This window comes from Halomonas sp. IOP_31 (genome assembly GCF_021151495.1).
Taxonomy (GTDB): domain Bacteria; phylum Pseudomonadota; class Gammaproteobacteria; order Pseudomonadales; family Halomonadaceae; genus Modicisalibacter; species Modicisalibacter zincidurans.
On record NZ_JAIRBP010000050.1, the window covers coordinates 1 to 14,723 of the forward strand.

Annotated in this window: 12 protein-coding genes; 11 read left to right on the forward strand and 1 reads right to left on the reverse strand. The window is 65.7% G+C overall.

The annotated features are described in order from the left end of the window. Nucleotides 1–272: 272 nt before the first annotated feature. Nucleotides 273–1,370, reverse strand: coding sequence for a tRNA epoxyqueuosine(34) reductase QueG (gene queG / locus K7I12_RS16440; RefSeq protein WP_231664708.1), 1,098 nt, complete (start codon nt 1,368–1,370; stop codon nt 273–275). 161 nt (nt 1,371–1,531) lie between these two features. On the opposite strand from queG, the gene K7I12_RS16445 reads away from it, so the two are divergent. From K7I12_RS16445 to K7I12_RS16495, 11 genes are all read left to right on the forward strand, one after another. Continuing rightward, nucleotides 1,532–3,100 (forward strand): NAD(P)H-hydrate dehydratase, encoded by a 1,569-nt coding sequence (locus tag K7I12_RS16445; RefSeq protein ID WP_231664709.1) that lies wholly within the window; start codon nt 1,532–1,534, stop codon nt 3,098–3,100. Next, nucleotides 3,097–3,561, forward strand: a complete 465-nt coding sequence (gene tsaE, locus K7I12_RS16450; protein ID WP_231664710.1) for a tRNA (adenosine(37)-N6)-threonylcarbamoyltransferase complex ATPase subunit type 1 TsaE — start codon at nt 3,097–3,099, stop codon at nt 3,559–3,561. The genes K7I12_RS16445 and tsaE overlap by 4 nt, the downstream gene beginning before the upstream one ends. A gap of 16 nt (nt 3,562–3,577) precedes the next feature. Then, nucleotides 3,578–5,059, forward strand: a complete 1,482-nt coding sequence (locus K7I12_RS16455; RefSeq protein WP_442908073.1) for an N-acetylmuramoyl-L-alanine amidase — start codon at nt 3,578–3,580, stop codon at nt 5,057–5,059. 15 nt (nt 5,060–5,074) lie between these two features. Beyond that, on the forward strand, nt 5,075–7,012 hold the full coding sequence (gene mutL / locus K7I12_RS16460; RefSeq protein ID WP_231664711.1) for a DNA mismatch repair endonuclease MutL: 1,938 nt from the start codon (nt 5,075–5,077) through the stop codon (nt 7,010–7,012). Then, complete coding sequence (gene miaA, locus K7I12_RS16465; protein WP_231664712.1) at nt 7,009–7,956, forward strand: tRNA (adenosine(37)-N6)-dimethylallyltransferase MiaA; 948 nt, start codon at nt 7,009–7,011, stop codon at nt 7,954–7,956. The genes mutL and miaA overlap by 4 nt, the downstream gene beginning before the upstream one ends. A gap of 116 nt (nt 7,957–8,072) precedes the next feature. Next, nucleotides 8,073–8,321: an RNA chaperone Hfq gene (gene hfq / locus K7I12_RS16470; RefSeq protein WP_231664713.1), complete on the forward strand. Its 249-nt coding sequence runs from the start codon at nt 8,073–8,075 to the stop codon at nt 8,319–8,321. A gap of 14 nt (nt 8,322–8,335) precedes the next feature. After that, nucleotides 8,336–9,664 (forward strand): ribosome rescue GTPase HflX, encoded by a 1,329-nt coding sequence (gene hflX / locus K7I12_RS16475; RefSeq protein ID WP_231664714.1) that lies wholly within the window; start codon nt 8,336–8,338, stop codon nt 9,662–9,664. Between the two features lie 73 nt (nt 9,665–9,737). Then, complete coding sequence (hflK, locus tag K7I12_RS16480; protein ID WP_231664715.1) at nt 9,738–10,949, forward strand: FtsH protease activity modulator HflK; 1,212 nt, start codon at nt 9,738–9,740, stop codon at nt 10,947–10,949. Further along, nucleotides 10,946–11,851, forward strand: coding sequence for a protease modulator HflC (hflC, locus tag K7I12_RS16485; protein WP_231664716.1), 906 nt, complete (start codon nt 10,946–10,948; stop codon nt 11,849–11,851). The genes hflK and hflC overlap by 4 nt, the downstream gene beginning before the upstream one ends. A 166-nt stretch (nt 11,852–12,017) precedes the next feature. After that, on the forward strand, nt 12,018–13,208 hold the full coding sequence (locus K7I12_RS16490; protein ID WP_231664717.1) for an ATP phosphoribosyltransferase regulatory subunit: 1,191 nt from the start codon (nt 12,018–12,020) through the stop codon (nt 13,206–13,208). Nucleotides 13,209–13,267: 59 nt separating this feature from the next. Beyond that, nucleotides 13,268–14,563 carry an adenylosuccinate synthase gene (locus K7I12_RS16495; RefSeq protein ID WP_231664718.1) on the forward strand — a complete coding sequence of 432 codons (1,296 nt, stop codon included), beginning with the start codon at nt 13,268–13,270 and terminating at the stop codon, nt 14,561–14,563. Nucleotides 14,564–14,723 lie beyond the last annotated feature (160 nt).

Here is a 14,723-nt window from a genome sequence, read left to right on the forward strand (position 1 = left end):
AAGCCTGGCAGCAAGCGAGCCAATCACGATGTTGAAACCATCGACTGGAGAGCCGTGTGCGGGAGAACCGCACGCACGGTTCGGAGGGCGGGGAGGCGAAGCCTTCCCGACCCCTATCAAGGACAAACTAACTGGCAGGGGGCTGTGGGAGGGAGCTTGTTCGCGATAGGGGCAGCCGAAACCGATCGGGAACAAGTTCCCTCCCCCAAAACCCTAGGTCTCGGCTTGGGTGGGCCATCATCGAAATGGGGTCCCCTGCCACGGCTGGCGGTTCAGTCGGTTGAGAGAGCGATGGGTTGCTTGCGGCGTTGCCGGTCGAGCGCCCAGCGCACATGTTCGCGCACCAGATCGGAGGGGTAGGCGAGCCGCGCCTGAAGGGCGGCTTCGACGGCCCGGCTCCAGGGGGCGTTGCCCAACCCCACGGCGAGATTGCGCAGCCAGCGTTCGTAGCCGATGCGGCGGATCGCGCTGCCCTGGGTCTTGGCGAGGAACTCCCCTTCGCTCCAGGCGAACAGGGCCAGCAGCTCGGCGCGGTCGAGATCGTGGCGCGGGGCGAAGTCCTCTTCGGCGCTGGCCCGGGTGAAGCGCGTGTACGGACAGACCAGCTGGCAGTCGTCGCAGCCGTAGACCCGGTTGCCCATCGCCTCGCGATACTCCTCGGGTATGCTGCCGTGCAGCTCGATGGTCAGGTAGGAGATGCAGCGCCGCGCATCGATCACCTTGTCGTCGACGATCGCCCCGGTGGGACAGGCGGTCTGGCAAGCCGCGCAGGAACCGCAGTGCTCGCTCTCGAACGGCGCGTCCACCGGCAGCGGCAGGTCGGTGTAGAGTTCGCCGAGGAAGAACAGCGAGCCGGCCTGGGGGTTGAGCAGCATCGAGTTCTTGCCGAACCAGCCGAGCCCGGCCTTCTGGGCCAGGGCGCGCTCCATGACCGGCGCGGAGTCGACGAAGGCGCGATAACCGTAGGCGCCGCCCGCGTCCTCGATGCGTTTGGCGAGGCTCGCCAGGCGCTTGCGAATCAGCTTGTGATAATCGCGGCCCAGCGCATAGCGCGACACATAGGCGCGCCGCGGTTGGCCGAGTACCTTGGTGGTCTCGACCTCCGGCGGCAGGTAATCCATGCGCACGCTGATCACCCGCAGGGTGCCGGGGATCAGCTCCGCGGGTCGGGTGCGCCGAGTGCCATGCCTGGCCATGTAGTCCATCTCGCCGTGGTGGCCGGCTGCCAGCCAGCGCTGGAGATAGCGCTCGTGGTTGCCCAGCTCGGTGTCGGTGATGCCGACCTGCTGGAAGCCCAGTTCGCGGCCCCATTGCTTGATGCGCTCGGCCAGCTCGGGGTAGTCGGGTTGTGCGCGTTCGCCAGAAATCATCGATTCACGTCGGTCGAGGGGCAATGCGAGCTACTGCGAAGAACCATCATGCAAGGTAGGCTGTCGTTTCAACAACGCCCAGCCAATGTCGGGCCAATACTGAGAAGAGAAGGACGTAGCCTACACTATTCACCCGTTCATGGTCATAGCGGAGGGCGCGCATGTCGAGCCATTCCAGTCATTCCAGCCATCCCCGTAAGCCGGGTGACGCGACACCGCATCCGCTTTACCTGGCCGCCCAGGTCCGTGAAATCGATAGCCGCGAAATCGCCGCCGCCCAGCCCGGTGACAAGGAGCGCGGCGACGCGCCGGGCTTCGCGCTGATGCAGCGTGCGGCGATGGCCGCCTACCGCGAACTGCGCACGCACTGGCCCGATGCGCGGCGACTCAGCGTGCTGTGCGGATCGGGCAACAACGCCGGCGACGGCTACGTACTCGCCGCGCTGGCCGCCGGCGATGGTCTCGAGGTGCAGCTCCTCGCGCTGCGCGACCCCGCCTCGCTGAAAGGAGAGGCGGCGCGCGGCGTCGAAATGGCGCGCGCCGCCGGACTCACGTCGCAGCCATGGGCGGACGATACCGCGCTGACCGGCGAGGTCGTCGTCGATGCCTTATTGGGGACCGGACTGGGCGGCGAAGTCCGTGAGCCCTACGCTGCGGCGATCACGGCGATCAACGCAAGCGACCTGCCGGTGCTGGCGCTGGACATCCCCTCGGGCCTGGCCGCCGACAGCGGCGCGGTGCTGGGCGTTGCCGTGCGCGCCACGCTGACCGCGACGTTCATCGCCGACAAGTTCGGCCTGCACACCGGCCAGGCCGCGGATCATGTCGGCGCGCTGGCGTTCTGCCCGCTCGGCGTCGACGGCGCCGATCATGCGGATATCGTGCCGGTCGCCGAGCTGCTCGATGCGAGCCTGATCGCGACGGCATTGCCGCCGCGCGCCCGGGCCAGTCACAAGGGCGATTTCGGTCACGTGCTGGTCGTCGGCGGGGCGCCAGGGTTGGGCGGCGCGGCGCTGCTCGCCAGTCAGGCGGCGGCGCGGCTGGGGGCCGGCAAGGTCAGCCTGGCCACCGCGCCCGAGCACGTCGGCGCGAGCCTGATTCGCACCCCCGAGGTCATGGCCCGCGGGGTGCGCGGGGTGAGTGACGCCACACCGATGCTCAAGGCGGCGGAGGTGATCGTGATCGGTCCCGGGCTGGGGCGCGATGCCTGGGGGCAGGGCTTGATGCAGGCGGCGCTGGACAGCGGCAAGCCGTTGGTGATCGATGCCGACGGTCTCAACCTGCTGGTCGAGCGCTGGCCCGAGTTGCATCGCGACGACTGGCTGCTGACGCCGCACCCCGGCGAGGCGGCGCGCCTTTTAGGCATCAGCGGCAGCGAAGTCCAGGCCGACCGGTTGGCGGCGAGTCGCGCGCTTAAGGCGCGGCGCGGCGGCACGCATGTACTCAAGGGCGCGGGGAGCCTGATCGCCGGCCCGCAGGGCATCGGGGTGTGCCCTTACGGCAATCCGGGCATGGCCAGCGGCGGGATGGGCGACGTGCTTTCCGGCATTCTCGGCGCGCTCGTCGCCCAGGGCCTGACACTCGAGTCCGCGGCGCGGGTGGCCACGCTGCTGCACGCCTGCGCCGCCGATCAGGCGGCGAGCGTGTACGGCGAGCGTGGCCTGCTGGCGGGCGATCTGGCATGCTATGCGCGAATTTTGGCGAATGGCCGACCGGCAACGCGACGATGATGATTTGCTTACCCGACGAAGCCGCCCAGGTGGCGTTCGGCGATGCCCTGGGCCGGGCGCTGGCCGGACGCGGCGTCGTGCATCTGACCGGCGAGCTGGGCGCCGGCAAGACCACCCTGGCGCGCGGCATTCTGCGGGCCTACGGCCACCGCGGCGCGGTCAAGAGCCCGACCTACACGCTGGTCGAGCCGTATCGGCTGGCCGGCCTGCAGATCAACCATTTCGACCTTTACCGGCTGGGCGACCCCGAAGAGCTGGAGTTCATCGGCGCCCGCGATCTGTTCGGCAGCGATTCGCTCAATCTGATCGAGTGGCCGAGCCGCGGCGCCGGCTGGCTACCCACGCCCGACCTGGTGATTTCCCTGAGCGTTTCGGGGCCGGGTCGTCAGGCCCATCTCAAGGCGGAGACCGCCTATGGCGAGGCCGTCATCGAGCGGTTGTCGGTGCCGTCCGTCGATTAAGGATACACGCTAGACCATGACTTTCTGGATTTGGCAGAGCCTCCGGGCTCGTTGCACGGGCCTTCGTCGCGGGCTGGTCGCCGTGCTGTGCGGCGTCGCGATGACCGTCGCTGCGACACCGACACTGGCCAACGAAGTCGACAACGTGCGGTTGTGGGCGGCACCCGATCGTGTGCGGCTGGTCTTCGACATGGCCAGCGCGCCACAGGCCAACATCTTTTCCCTCGATGACCCGCGACGCCTGGTGATCGATCTCGCCGACAGCCAGCTCGAGGCCGACGTGGCCTCGATCGATCTCGAGGGCAGCGCGATCAGCCGGATTCGCAGCGCTACTCGTAACGGTGACGATCTGCGCGTGGTGCTCGATCTCAAGCGCCAGGTAGTGCCGCAATATTTCACCCTGGCGCCCAACGACCAGTACGGAAACCGGCTGGTGGTCGATCTGAAGTACCCCGGTGAGAGCGCCGTGGAGGATCCCATCGACCCCATCGAGGCGAAGATCCGCGAGCAGGAGATCGCCGCCCGACGCGCTCAGGCCGAGGCGCGTGTCAACGGTCAGCCCGCGGCGACTGTCGAAGCGGTGACGGCCGCCAAGTCGCATCCCAAGCGCGATATCATCATTGCCGTGGATGCCGGCCACGGGGGCGAGGACCCGGGTGCCAGCGGCCCACGCGGCACCCAGGAGAAGGCGGTAGTGCTGGCGATCGCCCGCAAGCTCAAGTCGCAGATCGATGCCACGCCCGGTTACAAGGCGGTGCTGACCCGCGATGGCGACTACTATGTGGGGCTGCGTCAGCGCACCCTGCTGGCACGCGACCAGAAGGCCGACTTCTTCGTCTCGATCCACGCCGATGCCTTCAAGAGTCCACGGCCGACCGGCAGCTCGGTATACGCACTGTCGCAGAGCGGCGCGACCTCGGAGACCGCCAAGTGGCTGGCGGCCTCCGAGAACCGTTCGGACCTGATCGGCGGCGTCGACGGCAGCCTGAACCTGGCCGACAAGGACGAGACGCTGCGCGGTGTGCTGCTCGACCTGACCATGACCGCCACACTCAACGATTCGTTGGCGGCGGGCGGCCAGGTGCTCGACCAGCTCGACAAGATCAACAGCCTGCACAAGTCGCGGGTCGAACAGGCCGGTTTCGTGGTGCTCAAGTCGCCGGACATACCGTCGCTGCTGATCGAGACGGGGTTCATCTCGAATCCCGGGGAGGAGCGCCGCTTGCGCGACCCAAGCTATCAGGGCCAGCTTGCCCGGGCGATCTTCAAGGGGATCGACGCGCACTTTCAACAGAGTCCGCCACCCAGCAGCCTGATCGCCTGGCAGCGCGACCAGGGGCGGGGTGGGCAGGCCAATCAGTACCGCATTCAGCCGGGCGACACCCTGTCGGAGATTGCCTCCCGGAATCAGGTGTCGCTGAGCACACTGCGCGAGGTCAATGAGCTCGAGAGCGACTCGATTCGCGTCGGCCAGGTCTTGCGCATTCCGCGCGGTTAATCTTCGGTAGTCGCCATGAACCAGACACGACGCATCCAGATTCTCGACCCGCGACTGGCCAACCAGATCGCCGCCGGCGAAGTGGTCGAGCGCCCCTCGTCGGTGCTCAAGGAACTGGTCGAGAACGCCATCGACGCCGGCAGCCGGCGCATCGAGATCGACCTGGAGAACGGCGGCACGCGATTGATCAAGGTGCGCGACGACGGCCACGGAATCGACGAGGCCGATCTGCCGCTGGCGCTGTCGCGCCATGCCACCAGCAAGATCGTCTCGCTGGAGGAGCTCGAAGGCGTGACCAGCCTGGGTTTTCGTGGCGAGGCGCTGGCCTCGATCAGCTCGGTGTCGCGTCTCGAGCTGGCCTCCAATACCGCCGACGACCCGGCGGGCGGCTGGCGGGTGGTCGCCGAGGGCCGTCAGATGGAACCGCGGGTCGCGCCGGTCCCCCATCCGCGCGGCACCTCGGTGACGGTGCGGGACCTGTTCTTCAATACCCCGGCGCGGCGCAAGTTCCTGCGCACCGAGAAGACCGAGTTCGGCCATGCCGAAGAAGCCTTCCGGCGCCTGGCCCTGTCGCGCTACGACATCGGCTGGGTGTTGCGCCACAACCAGAAGACCGTGCACCAGTTGCGTCCGGCAGACGACGACGCGGCCAGCGAGCGGCGTATCGCCGCGCTGCTGGGCGCCAAGTTCCTCGACAACGCGCTGCATATCGATCTCGAGGCCACCGGTATGCGCCTGTGGGGCTGGGTGGGCTTGCCGACCCACTCCCGGGCCCAGGCCGATCAGCAGTACTTCTTCGTCAATGGCCGGGTGGTGCGTGACCGGCTGGTCGCCCATGCCATCCGTCAGGCCTATCGCGATGTGCTGTTCCACGGCCGCCACCCGGTGTTCGTGCTGTATCTGGACGTCGACCCGATGGTGGTCGACGTCAACGTGCATCCCACCAAGCATGAAGTGCGCTTTCGCGACGGCCGGCTGGTGCACGATTTCCTGTTTTCCAGCCTGCATCGGGCGCTCGGCGAGGTCCGCCCGCAGGATGGCTCGGCCACGCCGACGGGCGGGCCCTCGACACAGCCGCGCGACAGCCAGCCCGCCGGGGCGAACGACACCGTCGCCGAACCGCGTTGGCAACAGCAGCCCATGGCGCTGCGCTCGGCTTCCGGCGGCGAACACGCAGGACGCCCCGGCGCTTCGCGGGTGCGCGAATTCATGGCCGGTTATCAGGCGCTGCATCCCGAACACGAGGCCAGTCTGCTGACGCCCCAGCTCGAGACCGCCCCGGGCGGAACGGCGGCGGAAACCGCCTTCGCCGAGCGCCGCCGCCGCTCGCCCGAGCGGGTCGCATTGGCCGACGACGACCCGACCCAGGCACCGCCGCTGGGCTATGCGGTGGCCCAGTTGCACGGCGTGTACATTCTTTCCCAGACGGCGCGGGGGTTGGTGCTGGTCGACATGCATGCCGCCCACGAGCGAATCGTCTACGAACGCATGAAGACCCAGGTGCATGGCGGGGCGCTCGACGCCCAGCCGCTGCTGGTGCCGGTGTCGCTGGCGGTCAGCGCCAACGCCGTGGAGGCCGCCGAGGCCTGCCGCGAGGCGTTTGCCCGGCTCGGCGTCGAGCTCGACGTCGCGGGGCCGGAAACCTTGCTGGTGCGCCAGGTGCCGACGCTGCTGGCCGAGGCCGACGTCGAGCCGCTGATCCGCGACATGCTCGGCGATCTCGAGCGCTACGGGCGCTCGGACAGGCTCGAGGCGCACATCAACGAGCTGCTGGCGACCATGTCCTGTCATGGCAGCGTGCGCGCCAATCGTCGCTTGACGGTGCCCGAGATGAATGCGCTGCTGCGCGACATGGAACGTACCGAACGCAGCGGTCAGTGCAACCACGGTCGGCCGACCTGGACCGAGATGTCGATGGCCGAGCTCGACAAGCTGTTTCTGCGCGGCCAATGAACGGCGCGAGCGATAAGCGGCCGCTGGCGATCCTGCTGATGGGGCCCACGGCGTCCGGCAAGACCGAGTTGGCGATGGCGCTGCACGAGCGCCTGGGCGCGGAGCTGATCAGCGTCGATTCGGCGATGGTCTATCGCGGCATGGATATCGGCACCGCCAAGCCTTCCGCCGCCGAGCTGGCCCGCGCGCCGCACCGCCTGATCGATATCCGCGACCCCGGCGAACCCTATTCGGCCGCCGAGTTTCGCGATGACGCGCACCGCGAGATGAGTAAGATCAGTGGCGCCGGCAAGCTCCCGCTGCTGGTCGGCGGCACCATGCTCTATTATCGTAGCCTGCTGGGCGGCGTCGCCCGGCTGCCCGCCGCCGATCCGGCGCTGCGCGCCGAGCTCGAGGCCTGGGCGGCCGAGCGCGGCCTGGGCGCCCTGCACGAGGCGCTGACGCGGGTCGATCCCGAGTCGGCGGCGCGCATCCACCCCAACGATCCGCAGCGGTTGATGCGCGCCCTGGAAGTGCAGCGTCTGAGCGGCCGGCCGATGAGCGCGCTGTGGCGCGAACAGCCAGCCGAAACCTTTCCCTGGCGGACGTTGTCCATAGGTCTCGCGCCTGCCGATCGGGCGGTGCTGCATGAGCGTATCGCCCGGCGCTTCGATACCATGCTCGAGCAGGGTTTCCTCGACGAGGTGATCGCGCTGCGTGAGCGGGGCGACCTGAGCCCCGATCTGCCGGCATTGAAGAGCGTCGGCTATCGCCAGGCGTGGGCCTATCTCGACGGTCAGTACGATCGAGCTACGCTACGCGACAAGGGTGTGATCGCGACGCGCCAGTTAGCCAAGCGCCAGTTGACCTGGCTACGCGCCTGGCCGGGGCTGAAATGGATCGATTCGTGCGCGCCTTCGCCGCTCGGCGAGGCCTTGAAAATCGTGCGCCAATGCAGCACTTAGCGTAAGATGAGGCTTTCGTCGTGGCGTAGTTTGTCGGCGACGCGGCCCAGGCCTCATAAAGCCCTGTGGGGCGAACATTAAAATGACATCAACTAGAGACAGTTAGGGAGAGCAAAATGTCCAAAGGGCAGTCCCTTCAAGACCCGTATCTGAACATTCTGCGCAAGGAACGCATTCCGGTGTCGATCTTTCTGGTCAACGGAATCAAGCTGCAGGGTCAGATCGAGTCCTTCGACCAATTCGTGATTCTGCTGCGTAACACCGTCAGTCAGATGGTGTACAAGCATGCCATCTCCACGGTGGTACCGTCACGCAACGTGCGTCTGCCGGCCCAGGATCCCAGTATGGCCGGGCAGGAAGATTGATCGCGAGGTACTGATTGTTTTTTGAACGTCCCGACGCCGGTGAAACGGCGGTTCTCGTCCATGTCGATTTTCATGACGAGCAAGAGCGCGAAGATCCGGGTGAATTCCTGGAGCTGGTGCGTTCCGCGGGCGCCGAGCCGGCGACCCTCATGCAGGGGAGCCGGCGCCGGCCCGATCCGCGTGCCTTCATCGGCAGCGGCAAGGTGGAGGAGCTACGCGAGTTGCTCGCCGTTCACCACGCCGAGCTGGTAATTTTCAACCATACCTTGAGTCCCTCCCAGGAACGCAACCTCGAGCGTTCCTTGAAGTGTCGCGTGCTCGATCGTACCGGGCTGATTCTCGACATCTTCGCCCAGCGTGCCCGGACTCACGAAGGCAAGCTGCAGGTGGAGCTGGCTCAGCTCGAATACATGTCCACGCGGCTGGTGCGGGGCTGGACCCACCTGGAGCGCCAGAAGGGCGGCATCGGCCTGCGCGGGCCGGGTGAAACCCAGCTCGAGACCGACCGCCGGCTGCTGCGCGCGCGCATCAAGGCGATTCACAAGCGGCTCGACAAGGTGCGCAGCCAGCGCGAGCAGAACCGCCGGGCGCGCTTGCGGGCCGAGATTCCCAGTGTCTCGCTGGTCGGCTATACCAACGCCGGCAAGTCGACACTGTTCAACGCCTTGACCGCCTCGACGGTATATACCGCCGATCAGCTTTTCGCCACGCTCGATCCGACCCTGCGCCGGCTCGACGTGGCCGATGTGGGGCCAGTGGTGATGGCCGATACCGTGGGGTTCATTCGCCACTTGCCCCACAAGCTGGTGGAGGCCTTCCAGGCCACGCTGCAGGAGGCCAACGAAGCCTCGTTGCTGATCCATGTGATCGATTGCGCCGATCCCGAGCGCGCGCAGAACATCGCCGAGGTCAATTCGGTGCTCGAGGAGATCGGCGCCGCTGCAGTACCCTGCCTGCGGGTGATGAACAAGATCGATCTGCTCGACAGCGCGCCGCGTATCGAGCGTGACGGCCACGGCGTGCCCGAGGAAGTATGGGTTTCGGCACAACAGGGCAGTGGCTTCGATCTGTTGCATCAGGCCTTGTCCGAGCGCCTGGCCGAGGACTTGCTCGATCTGGAGCTGACGTTGACGCCCGATCAGGGTAGGCTACGGGCGGGGTTGCACGAGCTGGACGCGGTCCGCAACGAGCGTTTCGACGATCAAGGCCGCAGCCTGCTGACGATTCGCCTGCCACGGCGTGAATTCATGCAACTGCTCGCCCGGCTGGGCGAGAAAGCCGAGGACTACCTGCCACCGGAGGATCTGGCGCCGCCGGTCTGGGCCGATGATGTCCGTGAATAACAGCGAGGCCGCCGTCTTCATCGCGGACGGCGACCTCGCCGCACATCGCAATCTTGCTTAGTGGAGACGACATATGGCTTGGAATGAGCCGGGTGGGGGTGGCAAGCAGCACGACCCCTGGAGTGGTGGTGGCCGACGTGGCGGCGGCAACGGCGGCGGCGGTAACAACAACCAGGGCCCGCCGGATCTGGACGAGGCGCTGAAGAAATTCCAGGACAAGCTCAATCGCATGCTCGGCGGTCGCGGCAAGCGGGGTGGCGGCGGCGGCAATGGCGGCGGTGGCGGTAAGCGCAGTGTCTTCGCGCTGCCGGGGCTGCTTGCGATAATTGTCCTGGCGATCTGGGCGGCGTCCGGCTTCTATCTGGTCGATCAGTCGGAGCGTGGGGTGGTACTGCGCTTCGGCAAGTTCGAGCAAATCGTCAATCCCGGCTTGCAATGGAACCCGCCGATCATCGACGACGTGCGCATGGTCAACGTCACCGGAGTACGCTCGGTATCCCAGACCAAGTCGATGCTGACCCGCGACGAGAACATCGTTAAGGTCGATATTTCTGCCCAGTATCAGGTGGCCGATCCGCGCGACTATGTACTCAATGTGCGTACGCCCGATCTTTCCATCGAGAATGCCCTTGATTCGGCGCTGCGCCAGGTAGTTGGCGGCACCGATATGGACGAGATTCTGACTTCGGGACGCGCATTGCTGGCGGATACCGTTTCCACGCGTCTGCAGGCCTATCTCGATAGCTATGGCCTCGGGGTGGGCATTCTGGCGATCAACATCGAGTCGACCTCGGCCCCGGACGCGGTTCAGGACGCCTTCGATGACGTGATCAAGGCGCGCGAGGACCGTCAGCGGCTGATCAACGATGCGATCGGCTACGCCAATGCAATCATTCCCGAAGCCCAGGGTCAGGCTCAGCGCCTGATCGAGCAGGCGCAGGGCTATCGTGAATCGGTGGTTGCCAAGGCCCAGGGTGAATCCAATCGCTTCAATTCATTGCTGACCGAATATCGCCAGGCACCCCAGGTGATGCGCGACCGCATGTACCTGGATACCATGACCGAGGTGTTGTCGACTACCAGCAAGGTGTTGATCGATATCAACAAAAGCAGTCCGCTCATGGTGCTGCCGCTCGACAAGCTGAACCGTGGCAACGCCAGCGGCGCCGATTCGCAGCAGGACGTCAATATCACGCCGTCGCTGATCGAGCAGTTGCGCAACAACTCGGCAGGCAACAGCAACTCGTCGCAGACGAGCGGTATCCGCAGGGAGGGTCGTCAATGATCAATAATCGTTCCCTGCTCATCGTCGCCGGCCTGGCCGCGGTCGCTTGGGTAGGCAGCAACACTCTGTATATCGTCGACGAGACCGAGCGCGCCATCAAGCTGCAGTTCGGCGAGATCGTCGAAGCCGATATCCAGCCGGGACTGCACTTCAAGGTGCCGATCACCAACACGGTGCGCACCTTCGATGCCCGCGTGCTGACTCTCGGGCTCGATACCAGTCGTTACCTGACGCTGGAGAAGAAGGCGGTGATCGTCGATTCCTATGTCAAGTGGAAGATCGTCGACTCGGCGCGCTACTACCAGGCGACCTCGGGCCAGGAGCAGGTGGCCGAACGGCTGATCATCCCGCGTGTCGACGAGGCGCTGCGCAACCAGTTCGGTCGGCTCGAGTTGCAGGAAATCATCGCCGAACGTCGCGATGAGCTGATGGAGGAGCCGACTCAGCAGCTCAATGAGGTGCTGCGCGAGGAGTTGGGCGTGGCGATTCTGGATATTCGCATCAAGCGGATCGACCTGCCCGACGAGGTGACCCAGGCGGTCTATGAACGCATGCGCACCGAGCGTAATCGCGAGGCCCGCCAGTATCGCGCCCAGGGCCAGGAAGAGGCCGCGAAGTTGCGTGCCAATGCCGAGCGCCGTCGCCAGGTACTGCTTGCCGAGGCTCAGTCCAAGTCCGAGACGCTGCGCGGTCAGGGCGATGCCGAAGCGGCCTCGATCTATGCCCAGGCCTATCAGCAGGATGCCGAGTTTTTCCGTTTCTACCGCAGTCTCGACGCCTACCGAGCCAGCTTTGACGACAAGGCCGACCTGTTGGTGCTTGAGCCGGATAGCGACTTCTTCCGCTACCTGAACGGTGCCAGCCCGCAGCCTCAGCAGAGCCGCAACGCGGACGGTTCCTGAGGCGATCGCCCTGCCCTCCGGGGTACACCCGGGGGGCAAACATGCTAGAATCCGGAAACCGGGCGTGGCCCGGTTTTTTTGTGGCCATTCATCTCTGGTAGCCATTCATTTCTGGTAGCCATTCATTTCTGGTAGCCATTCATTTCTGGTAGATAGGCAAAGGCTAATGACCATCGCTGATCGCTGGCTGCTTCCTGACGGCATGGACGAAGTGCTTCCGCCGCAGGCGACCCGCATGGAGACGCTGCGTCGCGCGCTACTCGATCTCTATTACCGCTGGGGCTACGATCTGGTGATGCCTCCGCCGGTCGAATTCCTCGATTCGCTGTTGACCGGCACCGGTACTGATCTGGATCTGCAGACCTTCAAGCTCACCGACCAACTGACCGGGCGCATGATGGGTGCCAGCGCCGATGTCACTCCCCAGGTGGCGCGCATGGATGCCCATTCGCTCAAGCACCGCGGTCCGGCGCGGCTGTGCTATTGCAGCCACGTGCTGCGTGCCAAGGCCGACCCGCACCAGGGCGGACGCAGTCCCGTGCAGGTCGGCGTCGAGCTGTTCGGCCATGCAGGACTGGAAGCCGATCTGGAAATACTCAGGCTGGCCTTGGCCAGCCTGATGACCGCCGGTTCGCAGGAGATCCATCTGGCGCTGGGTCACATCGGCATCTATCGCGCCCTGGTAGAGGCTTGCGCGCTTTCCCGGGAAGCCGAGCTTGCGCTGTTCGAAGCCATCGAACGCAAGTCGCCGGCGGAAACCGAAGCCTTGGTCGATGCGCAGATCGACGATCCGCGCATCGCACGCATGATCAAGGCGTTGCCCGGTCTGCACGGGGGACGCGACATGCTGGACGAGGCGCGTGCGGTGTTCGCCGACGGCCCGGCGGAACTCGGCGCTGCGCTCGATCAACTGCAGGCGCTCTGTGAAGGGGTCGCTCACGGCCCTGACGACGTGACCCTGTACGTCGACCTGGCCGATCTGCGCGGCTATCAATACCATACCGGCATGATGTTTGCCGCCTACGTGCCGGGTTATGGCCAGGCGCTGGTCAAGGGCGGCCGCTATGACGATACCGGCCGGGCCTTCGGCCGGGCGCGTCCCGCCACCGGCTTCTCGATGGATCTCAAGCTGTTGGCTACGTTGACCGAGCAGCAGCCACCTTGCGACGGGATCTGGGCGCCAGCCGACGAGACTGCGGGAGCAAGCGAGCTCGATGCGGTCGTCGCACGACTGCGCGAGGCAGGAGAGCGGGTCGTGAGGGCGCTTCCGGGCCAGCATGCCGATCCTGTCGAGCATCGTTGCAATCGCCGCCTGGTACGCCTGGGCGACGATTGGCAGGTATCGCCCCTGGCATAATAGCGAGAGCCTGGCGGATGCGTCGGTCAGGCAGATTCTTCGATCAAGAGACGAGAGTAATGGGCAAGAACGTAGTCGTACTGGGCACCCAGTGGGGTGACGAGGGCAAAGGCAAGGTCGTCGATCTGCTGACCGAATCGGCCTCCGCGGTGGTGCGCTTCCAGGGCGGCCACAACGCCGGCCACACCTTGGTCATCGACGGCGAGAAGACCGTGTTGCACCTGATCCCCTCGGGGATCTTGCGCGACGACAAGACCTGCGTGATCGGCAATGGCGTGGTGCTGTCGCCGGAAGCGCTGATCAGCGAGATTCGCGAACTGGAGGCCAAGGGCGTGCCGGTCCGCAAGCGGCTGAGGCTGTCGCCGGCCTGCCCGCTGATCCTGCCGTACCACGTGCGGCTCGATCAGGCCCGCGAGAAGGCCCGCGGCATCGCCAAGATCGGCACCACCGGGCGTGGCATCGGCCCCGCCTACGAGGACAAGGTTGCGCGTCGCGGCCTGCGCCTGGGCGATCTGCTGCACCGTGAACGCTTCGCCTCCAAGCTCGGCGAAGTGCTGGATTATCATAACTTCGTGCTCCAGCACTATCACGGCGAGCCCGCGGTGGATTTCCAGCAGATCCTCGACGAGGCGATGACCATGGCCGAGGAACTGCGGCCGATGGTCTGCGACACGGTCAGTCTGGTCCACGATTTCCGCAAGGCCGGCGACAATATCCTCTTCGAGGGTGCCCAGGGCTCGCTGCTGGACATCGACCACGGGACTTATCCGTACGTCACCAGTTCCAACACCACCGCCGGCGGCACCGCGACCGGTTCGGGCGTCGGGCCGCTGTACCTGGATTACGTGCTGGGCATCACCAAGGCCTATACCACGCGCGTCGGTTCGGGACCGTTTCCCACCGAACTGTTCGACGAGTTCGGCCGTCACCTGGCCGAGCGCGGCCATGAATTCGGTGCCACCACCGGGCGTCCGCGTCGTTGCGGCTGGTTCGATGCGGTGGCGCTGCGTAACGCTGTGCAGGTCAACTCGGTCTCGGGGATCTGCCTGACCAAGCTCGACGTGCTCGACGGGCTGGAAAACATCCGCGTATGCATCGGCTATCGCAGCAAGGATGGCGAGACCCTGGACGCGCCGGTGGACTCCGAGGGCTACGAAGCGGTCGAACCGCTCTATCAGGACCTGCCGGGCTGGAGCGAATCGACACTGGGCATCAAGCGTGTCGAGGACCTGCCGGCCAATGCCCGTGCCTATATCAGCTTTCTCGAAGCGCAGACCGGTACGCCGATCGACATCATCTCCACCGGCCCCGACCGCAACGAGACGATCGTACTGCGCAATCCGTTTCTCGATTGAGAACCAGCCCGGTCGCCGGGCTGGATAAAAAAACCCGTCGTAACTATTCAGGTGGTTCTGAATTAGGGTCGCCAACCACCTGATTTCTCTGGCATAGTACGCACATCCGCCCACTACGCCATGCGGTGACATGACCATCAGCGACATCAACGTCGACGAG